Origin of the sequence: Kribbella voronezhensis (genome assembly GCF_004365175.1) — a bacterium.
Classification (GTDB): domain Bacteria; phylum Actinomycetota; class Actinomycetes; order Propionibacteriales; family Kribbellaceae; genus Kribbella; species Kribbella voronezhensis.
Map to the genome: position 1 here is coordinate 171,970 of NZ_SOCE01000001.1, position 19,925 is coordinate 191,894.

Genomic DNA, 19,925 nt, shown 5'->3' on the forward strand with positions numbered 1-19,925 from the left:
CGAGACAGATGCTGCCGGGGGCCTCCCCCTCTGTCACGCACGCGCACGCTTCAGAGTCGCCTAAGGCACTCGGTCCATGGGCCTGAGAGGTTCCGGGGAGGAATTGCCCCTTCGGCGCCCGGGCGTGGTTCCGCCCGAGACTCTCCCGAATGCTGTGTACGGCTGGATCGAGCCTACCTCAGCCGGTCATACGGGCGCGGCGACGGGCAGCGAGCTCGTCGTTCGCGTGGTCGTCGGTGTCGTCCGCGTGCGCGTCCAGACGCTCGGTCGGCAGCTCCGACAGCGAGCCCTCGACCTCCCGCCAGACACCGCCGAGCGCGATCCCGAAGACGCCCTGGCCGCCGGCCAGCAGATCGATGACCTCGTCCGGCGAGGTGCACATGTACACCGAGGCGCCGTCGCTCATCAGCGTGATCTGGGTCAGGTCATCGATTCCACGTTTGCTGAGGTGAGCGATCGCACTGCGAATCTGCTGCAGCGAGATCCCCGCGTCGAGCAGCCGCTTGATCACCTTGAGCAACAAAACGTCCCGGAATCCGTACAACCGCTGGGTGCCGGAACCGGTCGCCGGGCGCACCGAGGGCGAAACCAGCCCGGTCCGCGCCCAGTAGTCGAGCTGCCGGTAGGTGATCCCGGCAGCAGCACACGCGGTCGGACCGCGGAAGCCGACATCGTCGGGCATCGGCGACAGGTCGTCGTCGAAAAGCAGACCCTGGACGCCGGCGCTGGCGGCCGCCTCGGCGTGTGCTTCGGACGTCGACTGCGCCGTCAGATCAGTGTCGCCGGTGCGTGTCACGCCTGAGCCTCCCTGGGTACCGACTGGAACGGATCACATCCGTGGAGTTACAACTCTCCACAACTCCTTCAAGGTAAGCCGTGGCTCAGACCCGGTCAACGACAACCGCTCCGAGCAGCTAGCGTGTCGCGCCCACAACTCGAATCGTTACCTGTCCGCCCTTGTACCAGCACCCTCCAACCTCACGCCTTGTAACCGCACCAGTACGCCGAACAGCCGCGCCCGCTTCGCGCCTCCTACGTCGCTCGCTCGACCCGCCCACCCCGGGGAACGCCATTCGTTCCGCCGATACCGCCTCGATCTCGGGCTTGGCCGGAAACAAATTTGCATATACGGACGAAAAGTCTCCAGCGAAGGCCCGTGGAGGCCGCAACACCGCGGGCTACACCCAACACCCACGCTCACAGTTCCCCCGACACCCCGCGAGCGACCGGATGACCCCGTCAGTTCGAGCCGCGACGGAGGGGCGCGAAGCGGTCTTCCCCGCCGTACCCCGAACGCTCAGCTCTTGTCGAAGTCCTCAGGTGTTACGTGGTCGAGGAATTCGCGGAAGCGTTCTACTTCCTCTTCTTCGACGACCTCGTCGTCGTCGGTCTCGCTGTCCGGGACGGGGATGCCGGCTTCGGCGAGGATCTCCTCGGTGCAGAAGACGGGGGTGCCGGTGCGCAGCGCGAGGGCGATCGAGTCGGACGGCCGGGCCGAGATCTCGGTCTTGTCGTCGAAGACGATGATCGCCTCGAAGACGCCGTCGGTGAGGTTCACGATCCGGACCTGGCTGAGCGTGTGCCCGAGGACGCGGATGGTCTCCGCGAACAGGTCGTGGGTCAGCGGCCTCGGAGGCTCCATCCCCTGCTGGGCGAAGGCGATGGCGCTCGCCTCGGCCGCACCGATCCAGATCGGCAGGTACCGCTCGCCGCCGACCTCCCGGAGCAGCACGATCGGCTGACTCGAGGGCATCTCCACCCGTACTCCGACCACGTCGACTTCGCGCACAGCTCCAGCCTACTCTGCGGGCCGACCCGGGGTAGGCCCGTGGGGTGCGCCCGACCACATCGTCACCCGCCGGAGGCAACCCCGTTGCCACACGGACATGGTCGACCCGCTCGAAGCGGCTCACCAGCACACCGCAGTACGCGACCAGCGCCCGACGGTCAGCGGGTGAGGCGCGAGCGGACCAACGCAGCGTGCAGGCGAACAGCCAGGGCAGCCAACTCCTGGGTCTTGTCATCGCGGCGGTGGCTCATCACCTGTTCGATCAGGCCCACCTCGCGGTCGGCCGCCGTACGGAACGGGCGCAGGTGCCGCGGTTCGATCCCGTACTGCGCGAACTCGGCGGCCGTCTTCGCCACGAGAATCGCGTCGCCGTCGTAATGGTTGCCCCGGGCCACCACCAGGTTGTGGCTCTCCAGTTCGTCGAGCAGTTCGACGCTGATGCCGGCGGCAACCCGCAACTCCTCGCGGGTCAGCTTCAGTTCGGTGCCATACGTCCCGAACTCCTCGGCACCCGGGAGTTCAGGTGGACCGGGCAGGTCGGACGGCGCGACCGGCGGTCCACCGGGTGACGGACGCAGGCCGCGGTCCATCGCCTCGAGGTGTTCTTTGATCACCCGCAGCGGCAGGTACTGGTCACGCTGGGCGGTCAGGACGTAGCGCAGCCGCTCGATGTCGGCGGCACTGAACTTGCGGTACCCCGATGCGGTGCGTGCCGGCGTCACCAGTCCTTCCGCTTCGAGGAAGCGGAGCTTGGAGATGGTGACGTCGGCGAACTCGGCCTGCAGGATTTGCAGCACCTCACCGATGCTGCTGCCACCAGCCGACGGGTCAGGCTTGGCCACTGGCGTAGTACACCAGGCGGTACTTGCCGATCTGGACCTCGTCACCGTTCGACAGCAGCACCTCGTCGATCCGGTCCCGGTTCACGTAGGTGCCGTTCAGGCTGCCGACGTCGCGCACCTTCACACCCTGGGCGTCGCGCCGGAACTCGGCGTGCCGGCGCGAGACGGTGACGTCGTCCAGGAAGATGTCGCTGTCGGGGTGCCGGCCGGCCGTGACGACGTCGACGTCGAGCAGGAACCGGCTGCCCGCGTTCGGGCCACGCTGGACGATGAGCAGCGCCGACCCGGCCGGCAGGGCGCCGACCGCGGCCTCGTCCTCGGCGGACAACTGCTCGCCCTGCTCGAAGCGCTCGGTCTCGGGCTCGACGCTGATCGGGGTCAGCATCGCGGTGTCGGTCACGCCGGGGGCGGGCACCGGACGGTCCGCGCCAGGGAGCATCGTTCCGCACTGCGAGCAGAACCGGCTGCCCTCGGAGTTCTCGTGCCCGCACTGGTTGCAGAACGGCATGCTGTGATCCTCCCGATCGCCGGTGGTCCGGCGACGTCTAGTAGACCCCGTATGACAAGTGTGACCGGCCGGGCAAGACGGCCGGGACCTCAACCCTCGACCAGCGGTTGAGGTCCGGACAACCTATCAGTTCTGGTCGAGCTGTCCCTGATAGGTGTCGGCGTCCATCAACGCCGCGACCTCTTCGTCGTCGTCGACCTCGATGTCGAGCAGCCAGCCCTCGCCGTACGGGTCGGTGTTGACCAGGTCGGGCTGGTCGGCCAGTGCCTCGTTGACGGCCCGCACGGTGCCGTTCACGGGCGCGAACAGGTCGCTGACGCTCTTGGTCGATTCGAGCTCACCACACGAGTCGCCGGCCCGCACCGCGGTGCCGACCTCGGGCAGCTGGACGTACACGATGTCGCCCAGGGCGTCCTGCGCGAAGTCGGTGATGCCGACTCGCACCGGGCCCTCGCCGGCCTTCACCCATTCGTGTTCGGCCGTGTACTTCAGGTCTTCGGGGTACACCTCGGTCCTCTTTCGCTCAAGGGTCAGGGCTCACTTGGTGGGGCTGGGCGCCGGGCGAGCGTAACGATGCTCGTCGGCGGCGTGCAAGGCGGTGATCTGTACCAGCGGCAGCTCGGTCACTTCGGCGGTGCCGCCGATCTGCGGACCGGTCACCTCACTGACCAGACCGCCGGGGAAGTTGGCCGCTTCGGCGAGGTTGTGCGACTCGCCGATCGCCTCGATCACGTACGGCGAATTGACCTTCTCCCCGTCGACCTTGACGCCCGGGGCGTCGTCGGTCAGGTCCGTACTGGCGACCACCCGGACCGACCCGTTGATCTGGATCGCCTCCGCCCCGGCGTCGCGCAGTTCCTCGATCGCGTCGAGCAGGTTGCTCGACTGCATCTTGCCGTCGGGGTCGTTGAGGGTGATCCGTACGCCGGGTCCCTGCGCGGGCATCGTACCGGCCAGGATGCCGAGCACCCGGACCTGCTGCTCGGCCTGCTCGCGCGCCGTCTGGGCCTTGTCGGCGCTGGAGGCCAGGCTGTTCTTGCGCGCCTGCAGTTCGGCGATCTCGCTCTCCAGCCGGCGGGTGTTCTGCCCCAGGCCGTCCAGGATCGCGATCAGGTCCTCGCGGCGGGCGTTCTGGTAGCCGTCGTCGGCGCGGTTCACCCGGACCTGGACGACCGCCATACAGGCCACCAGAGCCAGTACGACGGCCACGATCGCCTGACCGCGCGACGGCTTGAACCCGGCCCGCAGCCTTCGCAGCGCCAGGTTCGGCAGCTTCGCCTTCGGCATCGGCGTCGGCGTCACCGGATGCGCCGCACCGGCCGGCTCGACCGCGTCGGCAGGGGCATGCTCGACCGCATCGGCACGGGCCGGCTCGGCCGGCGTCAGCTCGGCCCGCGTCGGCTCGGCCGGCGTCGGCTCGGGCGGCGACGGCTCGGGCGGCGGGGTGGGCTCGTCGGTACTCATCTCAGGCCCTGAAGACGTGCCGCCGGATCGCGGCCATGTTGGTGAAGATCCGGATCCCCAGCACGACCACCACACCGGTGGACAGCTGGGACCCGACCCCGAGCTGGTCGCCCAGGTAGACGATCAGCGCCGCGATCAGCACGTTGGAGATGAACGAGACGACGAACACCTTGTCGTCGAAGATCCCGTCCAGGAACGCCCGCAGCGCCCCGAACACCGCGTCGAGCGCCGCCACCACGGCGATCGGCAGGTAGGGCTGTGCCCACTCCGGTACGTCGGGCGCGACGATCAGACCGACCACCACGCCGATCACCAGACCGAGTACGGCGATCATTTCGGCCCACCCACCTTCGCGTACCGCAGCGCGATGGTCGCATCGGCTGGCACCAGCAAGGAATCCTCCGTCGTGATGGTCATCCGGACATGAAAATTGCTGACCAGGTACTGCACCCACTGGCCACCGGAGCTCTGCGCGAACCGGGCCGGCATGGTCCCCGTCTCGCCGATCGCGAGCACCGTGTACGGCGGGGTCAGCGAGGTGTAGCCGACCGTGATCGCGCTACCGGCCCCGCGGATCGCGGTGAGCGAGGTGAGCCGGTGACCGTTCACCGAGATCGCCTCGGCGCCCGCTGTCCACAGGCCGTTGACCAGCTGCTGCAGGTCGACGTCGAGCAGCCGGCCCTCTTTGTCGTTCGCGTCCTTCGCGTCGTCGACCACGGCCTTCAGACCAGGGCCTTTCACCGCGACGGCGCCGGCCTGCAACTCCAGCTCGTCCAGTTGCTTCTGCAACGCGGCACCCGAACTCGTGTTGCTCAGCCCACCCGCCTGCAGACCCCGTACTTCGTCCGCGAGCTTGGTCTGCTGCCCGCGCAGATCCGCCAGCCGGGTATCGGCCTGGTTGATCCGGGTGATCAGTTCCTTGCGCTGCTTCTCCGCCTCGGGTGCGCTGCGGTAGTTCTGCGACGCGGCGACGGCCAGCAGGAACCCGAGGACGGCCAGAGCGGTCACCAGGATCACGCGGTGCCGGGGCCGGTTGCGCTGGGTCGGCCTGGCCCGCGCCGCGACGGCGTACCCCTCGTCGAGCGGGTGCGCCATCAGGTTGTTCAGCAACGACATGGACGCATCGACGCGGCGCTGCTGACCTTGCTGTCCGGGTGGGGACTGAGTCACGACCCGGCCGGCCCGCTGATCGGTTTCACCGTCTGGATCAGGTGCCGCAGCTGCGCGAAGTACAGAGCACCCGCCCAGTAGTACAGCGCCGTTCCCCAGATCGCGAAGGCCCAGCCGAACACCCGGGCCAGCAGGTTCAGCGTGCTGTCGCCGTCACCCAGCAACAACAGTGGGAACGCATACAGCAGGCAGAAGGTCGCGGACTTGCCGAGGAAGTGCACGGGCAGCGCGTTGAAGCCGCGGCGGTGCAAGGCCGGCAGGGTGAACGTCAGCAACAGGTCCCGCAACGGCAGCGCGATCGCCAGCCACCAGGGGATGATGTCGCGCAGAGCCAGGCCGAGCACGGTCGCGAAGATGTAGAGCCGGTCGGCCACCGGGTCGAGCATCTGCCCGAGCCGCGTGGTCTGGTTCATCCGCCGGGCGATCTGGCCGTCGGCCCAGTCGGTGAAGCCGGAGACCGCCAGCACGAGCAACGCCCAGCCGTCTTCCTTCGGACCGAGAATCAGCCACAGGAAAAGTGGCACACCCAGCAACCGCAAGAAGCTGAGTGCGTTCGGGATCGTCAGTACCCGGTCGGACACTTCCAAGTCCGGCACGCGATCCTCCCTCGGTTCTCCATCGCCCCTGTCCCGGTCGTTACTGTACTTGGGCCCACCGACAGCTTCCGCCCCGGCCACTCCGGGGAATCCCGCCTTTGTCCCTGACCAGGCAACCGCCCTCCCCCGCCCCCGGCTACGCCCGCCGCCGACCAGCAACCCGACAGCAACCCGATCGAGACCTGAACCGCCCCGCCGGACCGGCTCGCAACACCTGGTCCGAGCTGACCCCTTGTAACGCGCGCCGTAGGTCCCGCGTCCGCGCGCACAACCACGACCTGCCACGAGCGCGACTCCGGCTGCCACCGCGACCGGTACCCCGCCGCCGTCCCTGATGCTTGCTCGGGGCAACTTCATCCCGTTCGGCGACGTGTTCGCGCGACTCAGCCGTCCCGATCCCGGACGGACCTGCGCGGATCTATCGTGGGGGCGGAGAGTGGAGGGGTGCGATGAGGTTCTTGATCCTGATCTACGGCAACCCGGAGTCGCGGGAGGTGTGGAAAGGGCTGACCGAGGAGCAGCAGCGAGAGGCGATGACCGGGTACGTCAGGTTGCACGAGGCGCTGACGGCCAGTGGTGAGCTGATCGCATCCGACTCGCTCGACGATCCCGCCACGACCAAGCAGGTGCTGGTCCGCGACGGCACCGTGATGACCACCGACGGGCCGTTCGCCGAGGTGAAGGAGCAGTTGGCCGGGTTCTACCTGGTCGAGTGCGACACGCTGGAGCGGGCGATCGAGATCGTGCCGCAGATCCCCGAGGCCGCGTTCAGCATCGTCGAGGTGCGCCCGGTCCGGGATCTGAGTGGCCTCACCTCCTGAGCCCTGATGCCGCACTCCCCTGCCTCAGCCGAAATCGAGGCACTGCTGCGCGAGTTGGCGCCGCAGATCCTCGGCCCGCTGGTCCGTCGGTACGGCGGCTTCGACACCTGCGAGGACGCCGTACAGGAAGCCCTGCTCGCGGCGTCGCAGCAGTGGCCCGAGGACGGCCTGCCCGAGAACCCGCGCGGCTGGCTGATCACCGTCGCCTCGCGTCGCCGGATCGAGATGCTCCGCAGCGAGGCGGCCAGGCAGCACCGCGAGTTGGCTGTCTCTTTGCTGGAACCGGTCGACCAACCGCCGGCCGCCGACGCGGACGACACGCTCACGTTGCTGTTTCTCTGTTGTCACCCAGCACTCACCACTCACTCGCAGATCGCGCTGACCCTGCGCGCTGTCGGCGGTCTGACCACCGGCGAGATCGCCCGCGCGTTTCTCGTTCCCGAGTCGACGATCGGCCAGCGGATCAGCAGGGCGAAGGCGAAGATCAAGGCCGGCGGGGCGGAGTTCCGGTTGCCGCCGCCCGAGGAGTTGTCCGGCCGGCTGGCCGCCGTACTGCATGTGCTCTACCTGGTCTTCAACGAGGGATACACCGCGAGCTCGGGCGAATCCCTGCACCGGGTCGAGCTGAGCAGCGAGGCGATCCGGCTGACCCGCCAGCTCCGGGACCGGCTGCCGGGCGAAGGCGAGGTAGCCGGGTTGCTGGCGCTGATGTTGCTGACCGATGCGCGCCGGCCGGCCCGGGTCTCGACCGATGGTCTGCTGATTCCCTTGCCCGAACAGGATCGCAAGCTCTGGAATGCCGATGCGATTGTTGAGGGCAACGAGTTGATCAGCAGAACGTTGCGTGAGGCACCTATTGGCCCGTACCAGCTCCAGGCAGCCATCGCGGCCGTCCACGACGAGGCCACTCGTGCCGAGGACACCGACTGGCGGCAGATCCTGGTGCTCTACGAATTGCTGGAGTCGCTCGCGCCCGGCCCGATGGTGAGCCTGAACCGGATCGTGGCGGTCGCGATGGTGCACGGTCCGGGGGTCGGTCTGGAGCGGCTGGCGACGGCGGAGCAGGACCCTGCCTTGAGAGGACATCACCGGCTGGCCGCGGTACGGGCTCATCTGCTCGACCTGGCCGGGGAGAAGGAGGCGGCGCGGGAGGCGTACCAGCTCGCCGCCCGCCTCACTCTCAGCGTCCCCGAGCGGAACTATCTGGAGTCCCGCGCGGCATCGTTCTAGCTCAGCTGTTGGCTACGGCGTAGCGGAGCAGGAGGTTGTCGGAACCTTCGGACCTGCGGGTGTCGATCAGTGTCAGCGGCGGAACGTCACCGTCGGCGAAGGCGGTCGTGCCGCCGCCGAGTACCACCGGGCCGACCATCAGGTGCAGTTCGTCGACCAGGCCGGCCCGCAGCAGGTCGTTCCACAGCGTCCGGCTGCCGAACATGATGATGTCGCCGCCGTCGCCCTGCTTGAGCTCGGCGATCTGCTCGTGCGCGTCCTCGCGCCGCACGATCCGGGTCGTGTCGGACCACGGCGCCGTGTCGTCGGAGGTGATGCTGTCGGAGACGACCACCTTCTGGATCGCGTTGTCGCGCCGGGAGATCTCCTGCTGGTCCTCGGTCGCGTCCGGCAGGTCCACGACACCCGGCCAGAACCCGCGGAACATGTCGTAGGAGTTCCTGCCGAGCAGCAGGGTGTCGGCGGTGCCGAGCCGCTCCGCGCAGTACGCGTCGAAGAAGTCACCCATCGGCAGCAGCATCACGTTGTCGCCGGGGCCGGTGATGTAGCCGTCGAGCGAGACGATGTTGTGAACGATCAGCTTGCGCATCTCAGTACTCCTTCATCCTCGGCGTGCGCTTGGCCGCACGCTTCGAAGAGGTAGAGACAGCCGGGTTCGCGGATTAATCGGTCCCGGCAGAAAAAGTTTCCGGTACGTCGAACCGCCGGTGCAGCGCCGGGTCCAGGAACCCCGAGATCCAGCTGATCCGGCCGTCGCGGAGGTGGAGCAGATTGATCGCGCCGAGCCGGAAGACCCCGTCGGCCGGGTCCTGCATGTAGCAGGCGAATCCGGGCTGTCCGTTCGCGCGGAGCGGGACCAGGCGCCACGGCGTCTCGAAGACCCGCTCGCCGAAGAACCGCAGTACCGCCTCCCGTCCGTCGAACCACGCGGGCAGTGGCGGCATGCTCATCCGGACGTCCTCGGCGAGCAACTCGGTGATCGCGTCCACGTCGGCCCGCTCCCAGGCGGTGACGAACGCCTCCACCAACTCCTTCAGCCGCTCCTCGCCCAGCGCGGCGAGCTCGGCCTGCTGGCTGACCGGCGGCACCCGCTCCTCGACCGCTTTGCGGGCGCGCTGGAGAGCGCTGTTCACCGACTGCGGCGTGGTCTCGAGAATCTCCGCGACCTCCGCCGCGGAGTACTCGAGCACTTCCCTGAGGATCAGTACTGCGCGCTGCGTGCTCGGCAGGTGCTGGAGCGCCGCGACGAAGGCGAGCTCGACCCCTTCGCGCTGCAGGTAGCTGGCGGCCGGATCGTCCGGGCAGGGCTCGAGCCACATCGGTTCGAGGATCGGCTCGCCGAGATCGGTCGTCTGCTCGCGGGACGGGAACTGGTCGGTGGTGAGCAACTTCTTCGGCCGCTGCGAACCGAGCCGGATACAGGCGTTGGTGCAGATCCGGTACAGCCAGGTCCGCAGCGAACTCCTGCCTTCGAAGCTCTTGAGCCCACGCCACGCACTGAGCAGCGACTCCTGCAGAGCGTCCTCCGCATCGTGCAACGATCCGAGCATCCGGTAGCAGTGCGCGGACAGCTCCTTGCGATAGCCGTCCACCAACTCCCCGAACGCCAGCTCGTCCCCACCCCGCGCCCGCACCAACAACTCCGCTTCACTCACCCCGCGAGACTAACCAGAAACCTGTCCACCGAATGCCCCCCGATGATCAGAAAACTGACCACCTACCGCACCCAACCCGGCCGGCAGCCCAGCGAACGACGACGCTTGGCAAGCCGGCTCAGCGTGGGTGCTCGTGGGCGGCGAGGATTTGATCGAGGACGTATGCCGCGTCCGCCGGCAGGCCGTCGCCGTCGCGGACTGATCCCGCGCAGACGACCAGAGCCTTCCAGAGCGCCCAGCCCTGTCCACGCAGCCAGGTCGCGTCGTCCACCGCCAGCCGATCGCGGAAGGCAGCGCGGCTCTCGCCGGTCAGCATCGTCCAAGCGACCGCCAGATCGCAGGCCGGATCCCCGACCCCGCAGGTGCCGAAGTCGATGACGGCGGAGAGCGCCCGATCCTTCATCAGCAAGTTCCCCGCGGCGATATCACCGTGAAACCAGACCGCCCGCCCGTCCCAGGGAGCACGCAGCGCCCGGTCCCAGATCTCCTCGGCGGCCTCGGTCGGGATCAGCCCGTCCAAGGTCTTCAGCGAGCTCCTGGCCCACCCGTCATAAGTCGTGAGCGGTCCACCCCGGAACCAGTTGTGCAGTCCGGGGACGGGCCCGCCCGTCGGGTCGACCTGCTGCAGCGCCACGAGAAACTCGGCAAGCTCGACACCGAACGTCGTCAGATCGTCAACAACAGCACGGTCCGCGGGCTCGCCACCGATCCATCGATAGACCGACCAGTCGTGCGCGAAGTTCTCATCAGGAACGCCTCTGCCCACCGGCTCCGGAATCTCCAACGGCACCGCGCGGGTGAGCACCGGCAACCACCGATGCTCCTTGTCCACCGCCAGCGCGTACTCCTGGGCAGTCGGCAACCGAACCAGCAGCTCGTCGCCGAGCCGGAAAGTACGGTTGTCCCACCCCTGCGCATCAACCGGCCGAATCTCGAGATCCGACCACTGCGGGAACTGCGCGTCGATCAACCTACGCGCCACCGCACCATCGGCCGGCTTCCGATCCGGCAACGGCAGAACCTCAGGCGTCTCATCCATCGAAGGCCGACCGTACGGCGCCCACCGGAACCCCCGCAATCGGATTTCCGCTCGCCGGGCTCCCACCTCGCCGGGTGTGCTCAGACCTCAGTGAGCTCGATCGTCGGCGTCGCGCCTGGGACAGGCGTGGACAGTGCTTCAGCAGCGATGGCTTCTCTCTGCTCGCCCGACAACCGCTCTTCAACCAGTACGTCGAACCGTCCACCGCGGCGCCCCCACGCACCGGCGATCTCACCGTCGAGGACGACGCCGTGCGGATGAAAGGAATCGTGCAACCTGCTCCGCCTCCTCATACCCGGCCCGACAAACAACCCGTACCGATCCTGACCGAGCACCCGCAGGTCTGAGGCAACCAACAACCGAGCGACGGGCGCCGGTCTCGTACTGCGGATCGCGTCCTCCTCGGTTGCGAGGATCCACGCGTCGCGACCGGCCAGGTCGACCGGGAGTAGTTCAGGTGCGATCCATTGCCAGACCTCCCGGGCGTCTCTTGGCGACAGACTGGACCACCAGGCGAACGCTTGCGGTGTCGTCGGGCCGAAGGCTTGAACGTGACGGCGGCACAGTTCGCGGTGGGCTTCCGCGAAGTCGACGGTCGGTCGCGGGACTTCGCGTGCGTACAAGGCGCTGGTCGTCCAACGAAGGATCAGCCGGCCGCTTGCGCACGCAGTACGGAGGTCTGGATGACCACCTCGGCGTTCCTCGCCACCGAGGAGCCGGCAGATCTCGTCGGCGGCCTGCTCGATCGGGCGGCGCTGCTCCTCGTCCAACGGGAGGCGGCCGACCGTGAAGATCCCGAGATCCCGCTTCGGCAGCACATAGACCGCGCCGCGTGGGCCGTAGGTCTGGGTCAGGTCAGGGTGTTCCCAGGCTGAGGGTTCGCAGTTCTCGACCCGTGCATGCATGCCGATCAGGGCGTCGCGCGGCGCCGTGTCCTGCAAACCGAAATGCGCTGCTTGCAGGTAGGCGCCGGCCGGCAAGCGCTCGGTTAGATGATTGCTCTCCATCCGGTATTGAACGGCTTGCTGGTAACTCACCTGCAGGCGTGTCGACACAAGTCCCGAGGGTAGTAGTCGCCACCGACATCACCGGTGGTGGAAATTGATGTGCGGCCGGCGCTGGTCGCATGGTTGGGTGACTTGATGACTGCTGCGGAGGAGTTCGCTGCGCTGTTGACGCGGTCCGAGGCGGATGCGCGCGTGCTCGGCGTTGTCCTCAGCGGATCGCAGGCCCGAGAAGGCGCAGCCACGGCGTACTCCGATTACGACGTACTGCTGGTTGTCACCGACGAAGCCGAGGGGCAACTCCCCACCGAACACCGCCGGGATGCACGGCTCGACGTCTCGACCATGCCGCTGCACGAGTTCCGGACCCACGCGCTGCCCGAGTCTGGTTCCGAGTGGAACCGGTACGCCTTCAGGGATGCGAAGATCCTCAAAGACACCGCCGACGGTCTCATCGCCGGCTTGGCCGCCGCCAAGGCTCAGCTGACTCCGGCCGAGGCGGCTCGGCTCGCGCCCGCAGTACTCGATGCCTTCCTCAACAGCGTCTACCGCTGCCTGAAGAACGCCCGCGACGGCAACACGATCGGCACGCTCCTCGACGGCGCCGAAGCCATCCCGCAATACCTCACCTACATCTTTGCCCTCGACAACCGTGTCCGCCCGTACAACAAGTACCTGGCCTGGGAACTCGAGCACCACCCACTCCCCCACCCCGAGTGGTCCTACGACAACCTCGTACGCCGACTCGCCCAGGCGCATTCCGACGACGCACCCCAGGCCCTTCGCTCCCTGCTCGTCGAGCTGGAACCCCACGCCCGCACCGCCGGCCACGGTCGAGTCCTGGACGACTGGGGCGACGACCTGACCTTCATGCGTGGAAGCGCCACCACGCCGTACGACGGACAGCCGCACGCCACGCGGTGAACCGTCGGCGTACTGGACGGTCCTACTGGCTTCGCTGGCCGAGGATGCAGAACTCGTTGCCTTCGGGGTCGGCGAGGACGACCCACGACGACTGTTCGCCCTGGCCGATGTCGACGCGCTTGGCGCCGTGGGCGATCAGTCGGGCCACCTCGGCGTCCTGATCCTCGGGCCGGAAGTCGAGGTGCAGCCGGCTCTTCGCCTGCTTGACTTCGTCGATCCGGACGAAGTCCAGTCCGGGCATCCGGTCCGGCGCCGGGCGGATCTCGAACTCGTCCTCGGAGGAGTAGACCACCACCCAACCAAGCGCCTCGGCCCACCACTGCCCAAGAGCACCCGGGTCAACCGAGTGAACGATCACCTGTTCCCATTCCAAACCCATCCGCCAACCTTAAACCAGCGCGGCCCGCCACAGCGCGCTGACCGGGCTATGGAGGGTAGGGCTTCAGCGGAAGTCGCGGGAGGTGGTTTTGGCGGCCAGGGGGAGGCGTTCGAGTTTGTCGGCGACGAGGTTGGTGACGCCCTGGGAGCGTTCGAGGCGGCCGCGGATGATCATCGCGCTGGACTCTCGGGCGACCCGGCGGTAGCGGTTCCAGACGCCGTTCGAGCAGACGACGTTGATCATGCCGGTCTCGTCCTCCAGGTTGAGGAAGGTGACGCCGGCCGCGGTCGCCGGGCGCTGGCGATGCGTCACGACTCCCCCGACGTACACCCGGGTGCCGTCCTCGGCGGTGGACAACTGGTTCGCGCGCAGGATGCCGCGCTCGTCGAGACCCGGCCGCACATGCCGGATCGGGTGGTCGTCGGGTGAGATCCCGGTGGCCCAGAGGTCGGCCATCGTCGTCTCCATCTCGGTCATCCCCGGCAGCATCGGTGGCGGACCCGAACTGCTCACCCCGGACAGATGACCGGGTCGCTCCTCCGCCGCACGCCCCGCGTTCCAGAGCGCCTGCCGCCGGGACAGCCCGAACGAGTCGAACGCCCCCGCCGTCGCCAGCGCTTCCACCTGTACTGCGGTCAGTCCCGTCCGTCGCACGAGATCCGCCATGTCGGCGTACGGCCCGTTCTTCTCCCGCTCCTCGACGATGCCGGTCGCCACCGCCTCCCCGATCGACTTCACCCCCGCCAACCCGAGCCGCACCGCAAGCTTCCCGTCCCGCCGATGCAGATCGGAGTCGAACTTCTCCTCCGGATCGAACTCCCCCACCTCCGGCTGCACCTTCTCCAAACAAGAATCATTGCCGGTAGCAACAACTTGCGCCGGGGGCAGGGGTTCGAGGGTGGCGTGGGGTTGGGAGAGGTGGAGGTCGGGGCGGTGGACGGTGACGCCGTGGCGGCGGGCGTCGGCTACCAGGGATTGAGGGGAGTAGAAGCCCATGGGCTGGGCCCGGAGGAGGGCTGCCAGGAAGGCGGCCGGGTAGTGCAGGCGGAGCCAGGTGCTGGCGTAGACGAGCAGGGCGAAGCTGATCGAGTGCGACTCGGCGAAGCCGAAGTTGGCGAACGCCTCGATCTTCTCGTAGATCTGGTCGGCCGTCTCGCCGGTGATCCCGTTCGCCGCCATCCCGTCGTACAGCTTGGTCTTCAGTGACGAGATCTTCTCCACCCCGCGCTTGGACCCCATCGCGCGGCGGAGCAGGTCCGCGTCCTCGCCGGTGCAGCCGCCGACCGTCATCGCGATCTGCATCAACTGCTCCTGGAACAGCGGCACCCCGAGCGTGCGTTCCAGCACCGGCTCCAGCTTGGGATGCAAGTAGGTGATCGGCTCCTCCCTCAGCTTGCGGCGGATGAACGGGTGCACCGCGCCGCCCTGGATCGGCCCGGGCCGGATCAGCGCCACCTCGATCGCCAGGTCGTAGAAGCTGCGCGGCCGCAACCGGGGCAGTGTGCTCATCTGGGCCCGGCTCTCCACCTGGAACACCCCGACCGAGTCCGCCTTGCAGAGCTGGTCGTAGACGCCGCGCTCCTCCTTGGGGATCGAGTCCAGGTTCCAGTCCTCGCCGAGGAACTCCCGGACCAGATCCATCGCGTACTGCAGTGCGGCCAGCATCCCCAGCCCGAGCAGGTCGAACTTCACCAGCCCCATCCAGGCGCAGTCGTCCTTGTCCCACTGCAGCACGGTCCGGTTCTCCATCCGGGCGTGCTCGACCGGCACCACGTGACCGACCGGGATGTCGGTGAGCACCATGCCGCCGGAGTGGATGCCGAGGTGGCGGGGAAACTTCAGCAGACCCTCCGCCAGCCCGACCACCGCCGGCGGGATGTCGTGGTCGGCGCTACTGCGGACAGCTCCCCACGCGTCCACCTGTTTGGACCAGGCGTCCTGCTGCCCGGTACTGAACCCGAGCGCCTTGGCCATGTCCCGTACGGCGAGCTTCGGGCGGTAGGTGATCACGTTGGCGACCTGGGCCGCGTTGCGCCGGCCGTACTTGCCGTAGACGTACTGGATCACCTCCTCGCGCCGGTCGGAGTCGAAGTCGACGTCGATGTCGGGCTCCTCGTCGCGGGCCGAGGACAGGAACCGCTCGAACGGCAGGTTGTAGAAGACCGGATCGATCGCGGTGATCTCGAGCGCGTAGCAGACCACCGAGTTCGCCGCCGAGCCGCGGCCCTGGTAGAGAATCCCCTTGCGTTTGGCGAACATGACGATGTCGCGCACGATCAGGAAGTAGCCCGGGAACTTGAGGTCCTCGATCACCTCCAGCTCCCGCTCGACCCGGGCCTGGGCCTTCGCCATCAACTCCGCCGGCTTGTCCGCGTAGCGCTTCCGGACGCCGTCACGGCAGAGCTTCTTCAGCCACTCCATCGGGTCGTACCCCGGTGGCACCTCCTGGTGCGGCAGGCTCGGCTTGGCGGCCCGGAGACTGAAAGCCAACTGGTCCGCGAGCTCCACCGAGCGCGCGACGGCACCGTCGTACCGGCGGAAGCGGGCGAGCATCTCCTCCCCCGACCGCAGGTGCGCCGTCCCGGCGGGCGGCAGCCAGCCGTCCATCGCGTCGAGACTCCGGCGGGCCCGTACCGCGGCGATCGCGGCGGCGAGCCGGTGCCGTCGGGGCTGCGCGTAGTGAACGTTGTTGGTGGCAACGACCGGCAACCCCTTGGCCTCGGCCAGCCGGGCCAGTACTGCGTTGCGCGTGGTGTCCAGCGGCAGGCCGTGATCGATCAGCTCCACCACGACCCGGTCCTTGCCGAACAACGCGGTCAGCCGATCCAGCTCGCGCGCTGCGGCAGCCGGTCCTTCCGCCTGGCCACCCAGCTCCAGCGCCCGGCGAACCAGGCCTTTGCGGCAGCCGGTGAGGATCAGCCAGCTGTCCTCACCGATGGCGGCGAGCTCCTCCAGGTCGTAGACCGGACGGCCCTTCTCCTGGCCACGCAACTGCGCCTCGGTGATCGCACCGGCCAGCCGGTGGTACCCCTGTTGCCGCTCGGCCAGCACCAGCAGATGGCTGCCCTCGGGGTCGGCCGCCCCGTTCTGCGGTTTGGTCAGCTCCAGGGACAGCTCGGCGCCGAACACCGTCTTGAGGTCGTCGTACTCCTCCGCGGCCTCGGCCATCCGGACCACGCCGTAGAAGCCGTCGTGATCGGTCAGCGCGAGCGCGTGCAGCCCGAGCCGGACCGACTCCTCCACCAGATGCTCCGGCGAGGAGGCGCCGTCCAGGAAGCTGTAGTAGGAATGGCAGTGCAGCTCGGCATACGGCACCACTGGTCCGTCGGGCCGGCGCGGTTTGTCGACCGGATCCGGATCGTACGGCGGGCGGTGCCGCGACCAGGCCGGGCCGTCACCGCCGTCGGCCTCGAACAACTCGTCCGCGGGCGCGGGCGGCCGTGTCCGGCCGGACAGCTTCCGCTCCAGCTCGGACCACGGGATCGGTGGGTTGTCCCATCCCATCAGCCACCTCCGGAGCGTCGCTGCCAACACTCCGATCTTCGAACACCTGTTCGAACAAGTCAAATCAGCCCCGACTCCAGCCTCACATCGAACCCGCCTGCGAGAACGCCGACCGCGCCCGCCGCCGTCGGCGGCGAGCGGCGGCGGCATGCGGCGCCGACATGCGGTGACGGTGGCGGCGTGCGGTGGCGGTGGCGGTGGCGACGTACGGCGTACGGCGTACGGCGTACGGCGTCAGGGTCGATCGGCTGCCGGTACTGCGACTGGTTGGGCGAGCACCTCGCCGGTGCGGGGGCCTTTGGTCAGGCGACCCAGGTTGTCGGGGACGGTGTCGTTCAGGTGCCACTCGGCGGTCATGATGAACAGCGTCCGACCGTCCGGTCCACCGAGCGCCAGTGCGAACGGGGCCCGGTTCTCGGCGAGTTCGACGCGTTGCAGGACTTCGCCGCCCTCGGCGACGCGGACGACGGAGGAGCCGCCGGTCGAGACCCAGATCGCGCCTTCCGCGTCCAGGCAGATGCCGTCGGGACCGAGCCCCTCGGCGAAGACCCGCCGCCCGGACAGTCCCCCGTCCGGCTCGATGTCGAACGCGGTGAGCCGGCCGGCGAACGACTCGGAGATGACGAGCGTCCGGCCGTCGGGGGTGATCACCATGCCGTTGGGGAAGTCGATCTCACCCGCGACCTCCCGCACCAGTCCGTCCGGGGTGACCAGTTTGATGTAGCCGGGCTTGGGCGGCTCACCGCCGGAGAAGTTGAAGTCCGCGCCGTTGAGATAGGCGTTGCCCGCGCGGTCGACGACGATCTCGTTCGCCTTCTGGTCGGCATGGACGACCACCGAGCCGTCCGGCTCGTACCGCCGCAGTTTGTCCCCGGTCGTCAGCAGCCTGCCATCCGGCAGCCAGTCGATGGACCATCCCATCAACTGCTCGACCGGTACGTCGGTGAACTCCGGCGTCCCGTCAGGGTCGACGGCCACCAACTGCTGGTCGATCCAGTTGCAGAACCACAACCGCCCGTCGTGCCACCGCGGCGATTCGGGAATCCCCAGCCCGCTCAGCAGGACCTTCGGTTCAGACATCACGTCACCTCGTTCATCGCAGTCTCCAGCACCTTTCATCCCCTACACGAATCACCCCGGGCCCGATCGACAGCCACCAGGAAGAATATGTATAAGCGATTTAAGTAACTTCCTTATACACTCCATCCCATGACCAACCGGCACGGTGACCTGAGCGTCGCCGAACTGACCGCCGTCATCGGCGCCTTCACCCGGATGAACATCCGGCTGCCGTCGATCCAGCGGTTGAGCTTCACCACGTTGTCGGTGCTGCACACGCTCGCGACCGACGGCCCGCGGCGGCTGACCGAGCTGGCCGGCAACGAGCAGGTCACCCAGCCGGCGATCACCCAGATCGTCACCAAGCTCGAGCAGGACGGCCTGGTGGAGCGCCGGCCGGACCCGTCGGACGGCCGGGCGATCCTGGTGCACATCACCGCGAAAGGCAGCGCGATCGTCCACGGTCGCGAGGCCGAGCGGATCACGCGGCTCACCGACCTCACCGCGCGGCTCACCCCGGCCGAGCGCACCGCCATCGCGGCAGCCCTGCCGGCACTGGCCCGCCTGGTCGAGGTCTACCAGGAGCAGCGCGCAGAGGCCCGCCGACCCGTAGTACAGACGACCGAGGCCGCGGCAGCGGCTGGAGGAGACCACGATGAGCCATGAGACCCGGCCGTTCCCGTTGGAACCGACGCCGATCCACGTGCCCGATGCCGTCCTCGCCGACCTGCGGCAGCGGCTGGAGCTGACCCGCTGGCCGGACGACGCGGGCAACGAGGACTCGTACTACGGCCTCAAGCGCGCCACGCTGGAAAAGCTGGTGGAGTACTGGCGTACGGAGTACGACTGGCGCAAGGCGGAGGCCGCCATCAACGCCTATGAGCACTACCGGGTCGACGTCGACGGCGTACCGATCCACTTCCTGCGCAAGCCCGGCGTCGGCCCGAACCCGACCCCGTTGATCCTCACCCATGGCTGGCCGTGGACCTTCTGGCACTGGTCGAAGGTGATCGATCCGCTGGCCGACCCGGCGGCGTACGGCGGTGAGCCGGCCGACGCGTTCGACGTGATCGTGCCGTCGTTCCCCGGGTTCGGGTTCTCGACACCGCTGCCGGACAACCCCGACATGAACTTCTGGAAGGTCGCCGACCTCTGGCACACGCTGATGACCAAGACCCTCGGCTACGACCGGTACGCCGCCGCCGGGTGTGACGTCGGCGCGCTGGTGACCGGCCAGCTCGGGCACAAGTACGCCGACGAGTTGTACGGCATCCACATCGGATCGGGGCTGAAGCTCGACTTCTTCACCGGCGACCGGGCCTGGGACTTCAGCGGGGGACGGCCGATCCCCGAAGGGCTTCCACCGGAGCTGCACGCCCGGGTCCTGGAGTTCGACAAGCGGTTCGCTGTCCATCTCGCGGCCCACGTGCTGGACTCGAGCACACTCGCCTATGGGCTGTCCGATTCGCCCGCCGGCATGCTCGCCTGGATCCTGCAGCGCTGGACGAGCTGGAGCGACAACGGCGGCGACATCGAGACCGTCTTCAGCAAGGACGACCTGCTCACCCACGCGACGATCTTCTGGGCGAACAACGCGATCGGTACGTCGATCCGCACCTACGCCAACAACAACCGCTACCCGTGGACCCCGTCGCACGACCGGTGGCCGGTCGTCGAGGCGCCCACCGGCATCACCTTTGTGGCGTACGAGAATCCGCCCGGTGTGACGACCGATCAGCGCGTCCAGAACTTCCTCGAGAGCGACCGCGCGGCCTGGTACAACCACGTGAACCTCACCGCCCACGACCACGGCGGCCACTTCATCCCGTGGGAGGTCCCCACCGAATGGGTCACCGACCTCCGCCGTACCTTCCACACCCGCCGAGCCGATCAGCCGTAGCCGTTCAGCCGTCGCCGTTCAGCCGTCGCCGGGGTCAGGTG

General features: G+C 68.2%; 21 protein-coding genes and 1 riboswitch. Of the genes, 5 read left to right on the plus strand and 16 right to left on the minus strand.

The annotated features are described in order from the left end of the window. Positions 1 to 60: 60 nt before the first annotated feature. Positions 61 to 158, minus strand: a riboswitch (glycine riboswitch). Between the two features lie 20 nt (positions 159 to 178). The 9 genes from EV138_RS00745 to clsA form a co-directional block, all read right to left on the minus strand. Continuing rightward, on the minus strand, positions 179 to 796 hold the full coding sequence (locus EV138_RS00745) for a MerR family transcriptional regulator (RefSeq protein ID WP_133976559.1): 618 nt from the start codon (positions 794 to 796) through the stop codon (positions 179 to 181). Between the two features lie 501 nt (positions 797 to 1,297). Next, positions 1,298 to 1,789, minus strand: a complete 492-nt coding sequence (locus EV138_RS00750; protein WP_133976560.1) for a bifunctional nuclease family protein — start codon at positions 1,787 to 1,789, stop codon at positions 1,298 to 1,300. A 158-nt stretch (positions 1,790 to 1,947) separates the two neighbouring features. Continuing rightward, entirely contained in the window at positions 1,948 to 2,631 is a 684-nt protein-coding gene (gene ftsR / locus EV138_RS00755) for a transcriptional regulator FtsR (RefSeq protein ID WP_133976561.1), read from the minus strand. Continuing rightward, a complete protein-coding gene (locus tag EV138_RS00760) occupies positions 2,618 to 3,139 on the minus strand; it encodes a zinc-ribbon and FHA domain-containing protein (RefSeq protein ID WP_133976562.1) in 522 nt (173 codons plus the stop codon). The genes ftsR and EV138_RS00760 overlap by 14 nt, the downstream gene beginning before the upstream one ends. A 126-nt stretch (positions 3,140 to 3,265) precedes the next feature. Next, the gene (gcvH, locus tag EV138_RS00765; RefSeq protein WP_112241043.1) at positions 3,266 to 3,646 is read right to left on the minus strand and encodes a glycine cleavage system protein GcvH; all 381 of its coding nucleotides are present in this window, start codon (positions 3,644 to 3,646) and stop codon (positions 3,266 to 3,268) included. A gap of 30 nt (positions 3,647 to 3,676) precedes the next feature. Further along, positions 3,677 to 4,603 carry a DUF881 domain-containing protein gene (locus tag EV138_RS00770; protein WP_133976563.1) on the minus strand — a complete coding sequence of 309 codons (927 nt, stop codon included), beginning with the start codon at positions 4,601 to 4,603 and terminating at the stop codon, positions 3,677 to 3,679. Position 4,604: 1 nt separating this feature from the next. Then, entirely contained in the window at positions 4,605 to 4,937 is a 333-nt protein-coding gene (locus EV138_RS00775) for a small basic family protein (RefSeq protein ID WP_112241039.1), read from the minus strand. Continuing rightward, positions 4,934 to 5,719 carry a DUF881 domain-containing protein gene (locus tag EV138_RS00780; RefSeq protein WP_133976564.1) on the minus strand — a complete coding sequence of 262 codons (786 nt, stop codon included), beginning with the start codon at positions 5,717 to 5,719 and terminating at the stop codon, positions 4,934 to 4,936. Before EV138_RS00780 ends, EV138_RS00775 begins: the two co-directional genes overlap by 4 nt. 50 nt (positions 5,720 to 5,769) lie before the next feature. Further along, positions 5,770 to 6,369 carry a cardiolipin synthase ClsA gene (gene clsA / locus EV138_RS00785; protein ID WP_112241035.1) on the minus strand — a complete coding sequence of 200 codons (600 nt, stop codon included), beginning with the start codon at positions 6,367 to 6,369 and terminating at the stop codon, positions 5,770 to 5,772. A 449-nt stretch (positions 6,370 to 6,818) separates the two neighbouring features. On the opposite strand from clsA, the gene EV138_RS00790 reads away from it, so the two are divergent. Then, positions 6,819 to 7,190: a YciI family protein gene (locus tag EV138_RS00790; protein ID WP_133976565.1), complete on the plus strand. Its 372-nt coding sequence runs from the start codon at positions 6,819 to 6,821 to the stop codon at positions 7,188 to 7,190. Between the two features lie 6 nt (positions 7,191 to 7,196). Further along, positions 7,197 to 8,420, plus strand: coding sequence for an RNA polymerase sigma factor (locus EV138_RS00795; protein WP_133976566.1), 1,224 nt, complete (start codon positions 7,197 to 7,199; stop codon positions 8,418 to 8,420). A gap of 1 nt (position 8,421) precedes the next feature. On the opposite strand, the gene EV138_RS00800 is transcribed toward EV138_RS00795, so the two are convergent. The 4 genes from EV138_RS00800 to EV138_RS00815 form a co-directional block, all read right to left on the minus strand. Next, positions 8,422 to 9,009 carry a dihydrofolate reductase family protein gene (locus EV138_RS00800; protein ID WP_133976567.1) on the minus strand — a complete coding sequence of 196 codons (588 nt, stop codon included), beginning with the start codon at positions 9,007 to 9,009 and terminating at the stop codon, positions 8,422 to 8,424. Positions 9,010 to 9,082: 73 nt separating this feature from the next. Next, positions 9,083 to 10,075 (minus strand): sigma-70 family RNA polymerase sigma factor, encoded by a 993-nt coding sequence (locus EV138_RS00805; RefSeq protein ID WP_133976568.1) that lies wholly within the window; start codon positions 10,073 to 10,075, stop codon positions 9,083 to 9,085. 118 nt (positions 10,076 to 10,193) lie between these two features. After that, positions 10,194 to 11,114 carry an aminoglycoside phosphotransferase family protein gene (locus EV138_RS00810; RefSeq protein WP_133976569.1) on the minus strand — a complete coding sequence of 307 codons (921 nt, stop codon included), beginning with the start codon at positions 11,112 to 11,114 and terminating at the stop codon, positions 10,194 to 10,196. An 80-nt stretch (positions 11,115 to 11,194) separates the two neighbouring features. After that, complete coding sequence (locus EV138_RS00815) at positions 11,195 to 12,169, minus strand: DNA glycosylase AlkZ-like family protein (RefSeq protein WP_133976570.1); 975 nt, start codon at positions 12,167 to 12,169, stop codon at positions 11,195 to 11,197. Between the two features lie 87 nt (positions 12,170 to 12,256). Between EV138_RS00815 and EV138_RS00820 the strand changes: the two genes are divergently transcribed. Continuing rightward, complete coding sequence (locus EV138_RS00820) at positions 12,257 to 13,042, plus strand: nucleotidyltransferase domain-containing protein (RefSeq protein WP_133976571.1); 786 nt, start codon at positions 12,257 to 12,259, stop codon at positions 13,040 to 13,042. A gap of 22 nt (positions 13,043 to 13,064) precedes the next feature. On the opposite strand, the gene EV138_RS00825 is transcribed toward EV138_RS00820, so the two are convergent. From EV138_RS00825 to EV138_RS00835, 3 genes are all read right to left on the minus strand, one after another. Then, positions 13,065 to 13,421 carry a VOC family protein gene (locus EV138_RS00825; protein WP_133976572.1) on the minus strand — a complete coding sequence of 119 codons (357 nt, stop codon included), beginning with the start codon at positions 13,419 to 13,421 and terminating at the stop codon, positions 13,065 to 13,067. 63 nt (positions 13,422 to 13,484) lie between these two features. Continuing rightward, complete coding sequence (locus EV138_RS00830) at positions 13,485 to 16,925, minus strand: error-prone DNA polymerase (protein ID WP_133976573.1); 3,441 nt, start codon at positions 16,923 to 16,925, stop codon at positions 13,485 to 13,487. Between the two features lie 234 nt (positions 16,926 to 17,159). Further along, positions 17,160 to 18,005, minus strand: a complete 846-nt coding sequence (locus EV138_RS00835; RefSeq protein WP_133976574.1) for an SMP-30/gluconolactonase/LRE family protein — start codon at positions 18,003 to 18,005, stop codon at positions 17,160 to 17,162. A 129-nt stretch (positions 18,006 to 18,134) separates the two neighbouring features. Between EV138_RS00835 and EV138_RS00840 the strand changes: the two genes are divergently transcribed. Then, the gene (locus EV138_RS00840) at positions 18,135 to 18,650 is read left to right on the plus strand and encodes a MarR family winged helix-turn-helix transcriptional regulator (protein WP_133976575.1); all 516 of its coding nucleotides are present in this window, start codon (positions 18,135 to 18,137) and stop codon (positions 18,648 to 18,650) included. Further along, complete coding sequence (locus EV138_RS00845) at positions 18,640 to 19,884, plus strand: epoxide hydrolase family protein (protein WP_133976576.1); 1,245 nt, start codon at positions 18,640 to 18,642, stop codon at positions 19,882 to 19,884. The genes EV138_RS00840 and EV138_RS00845 overlap by 11 nt, the downstream gene beginning before the upstream one ends. Positions 19,885 to 19,925: the final 41 nt, after the last annotated feature.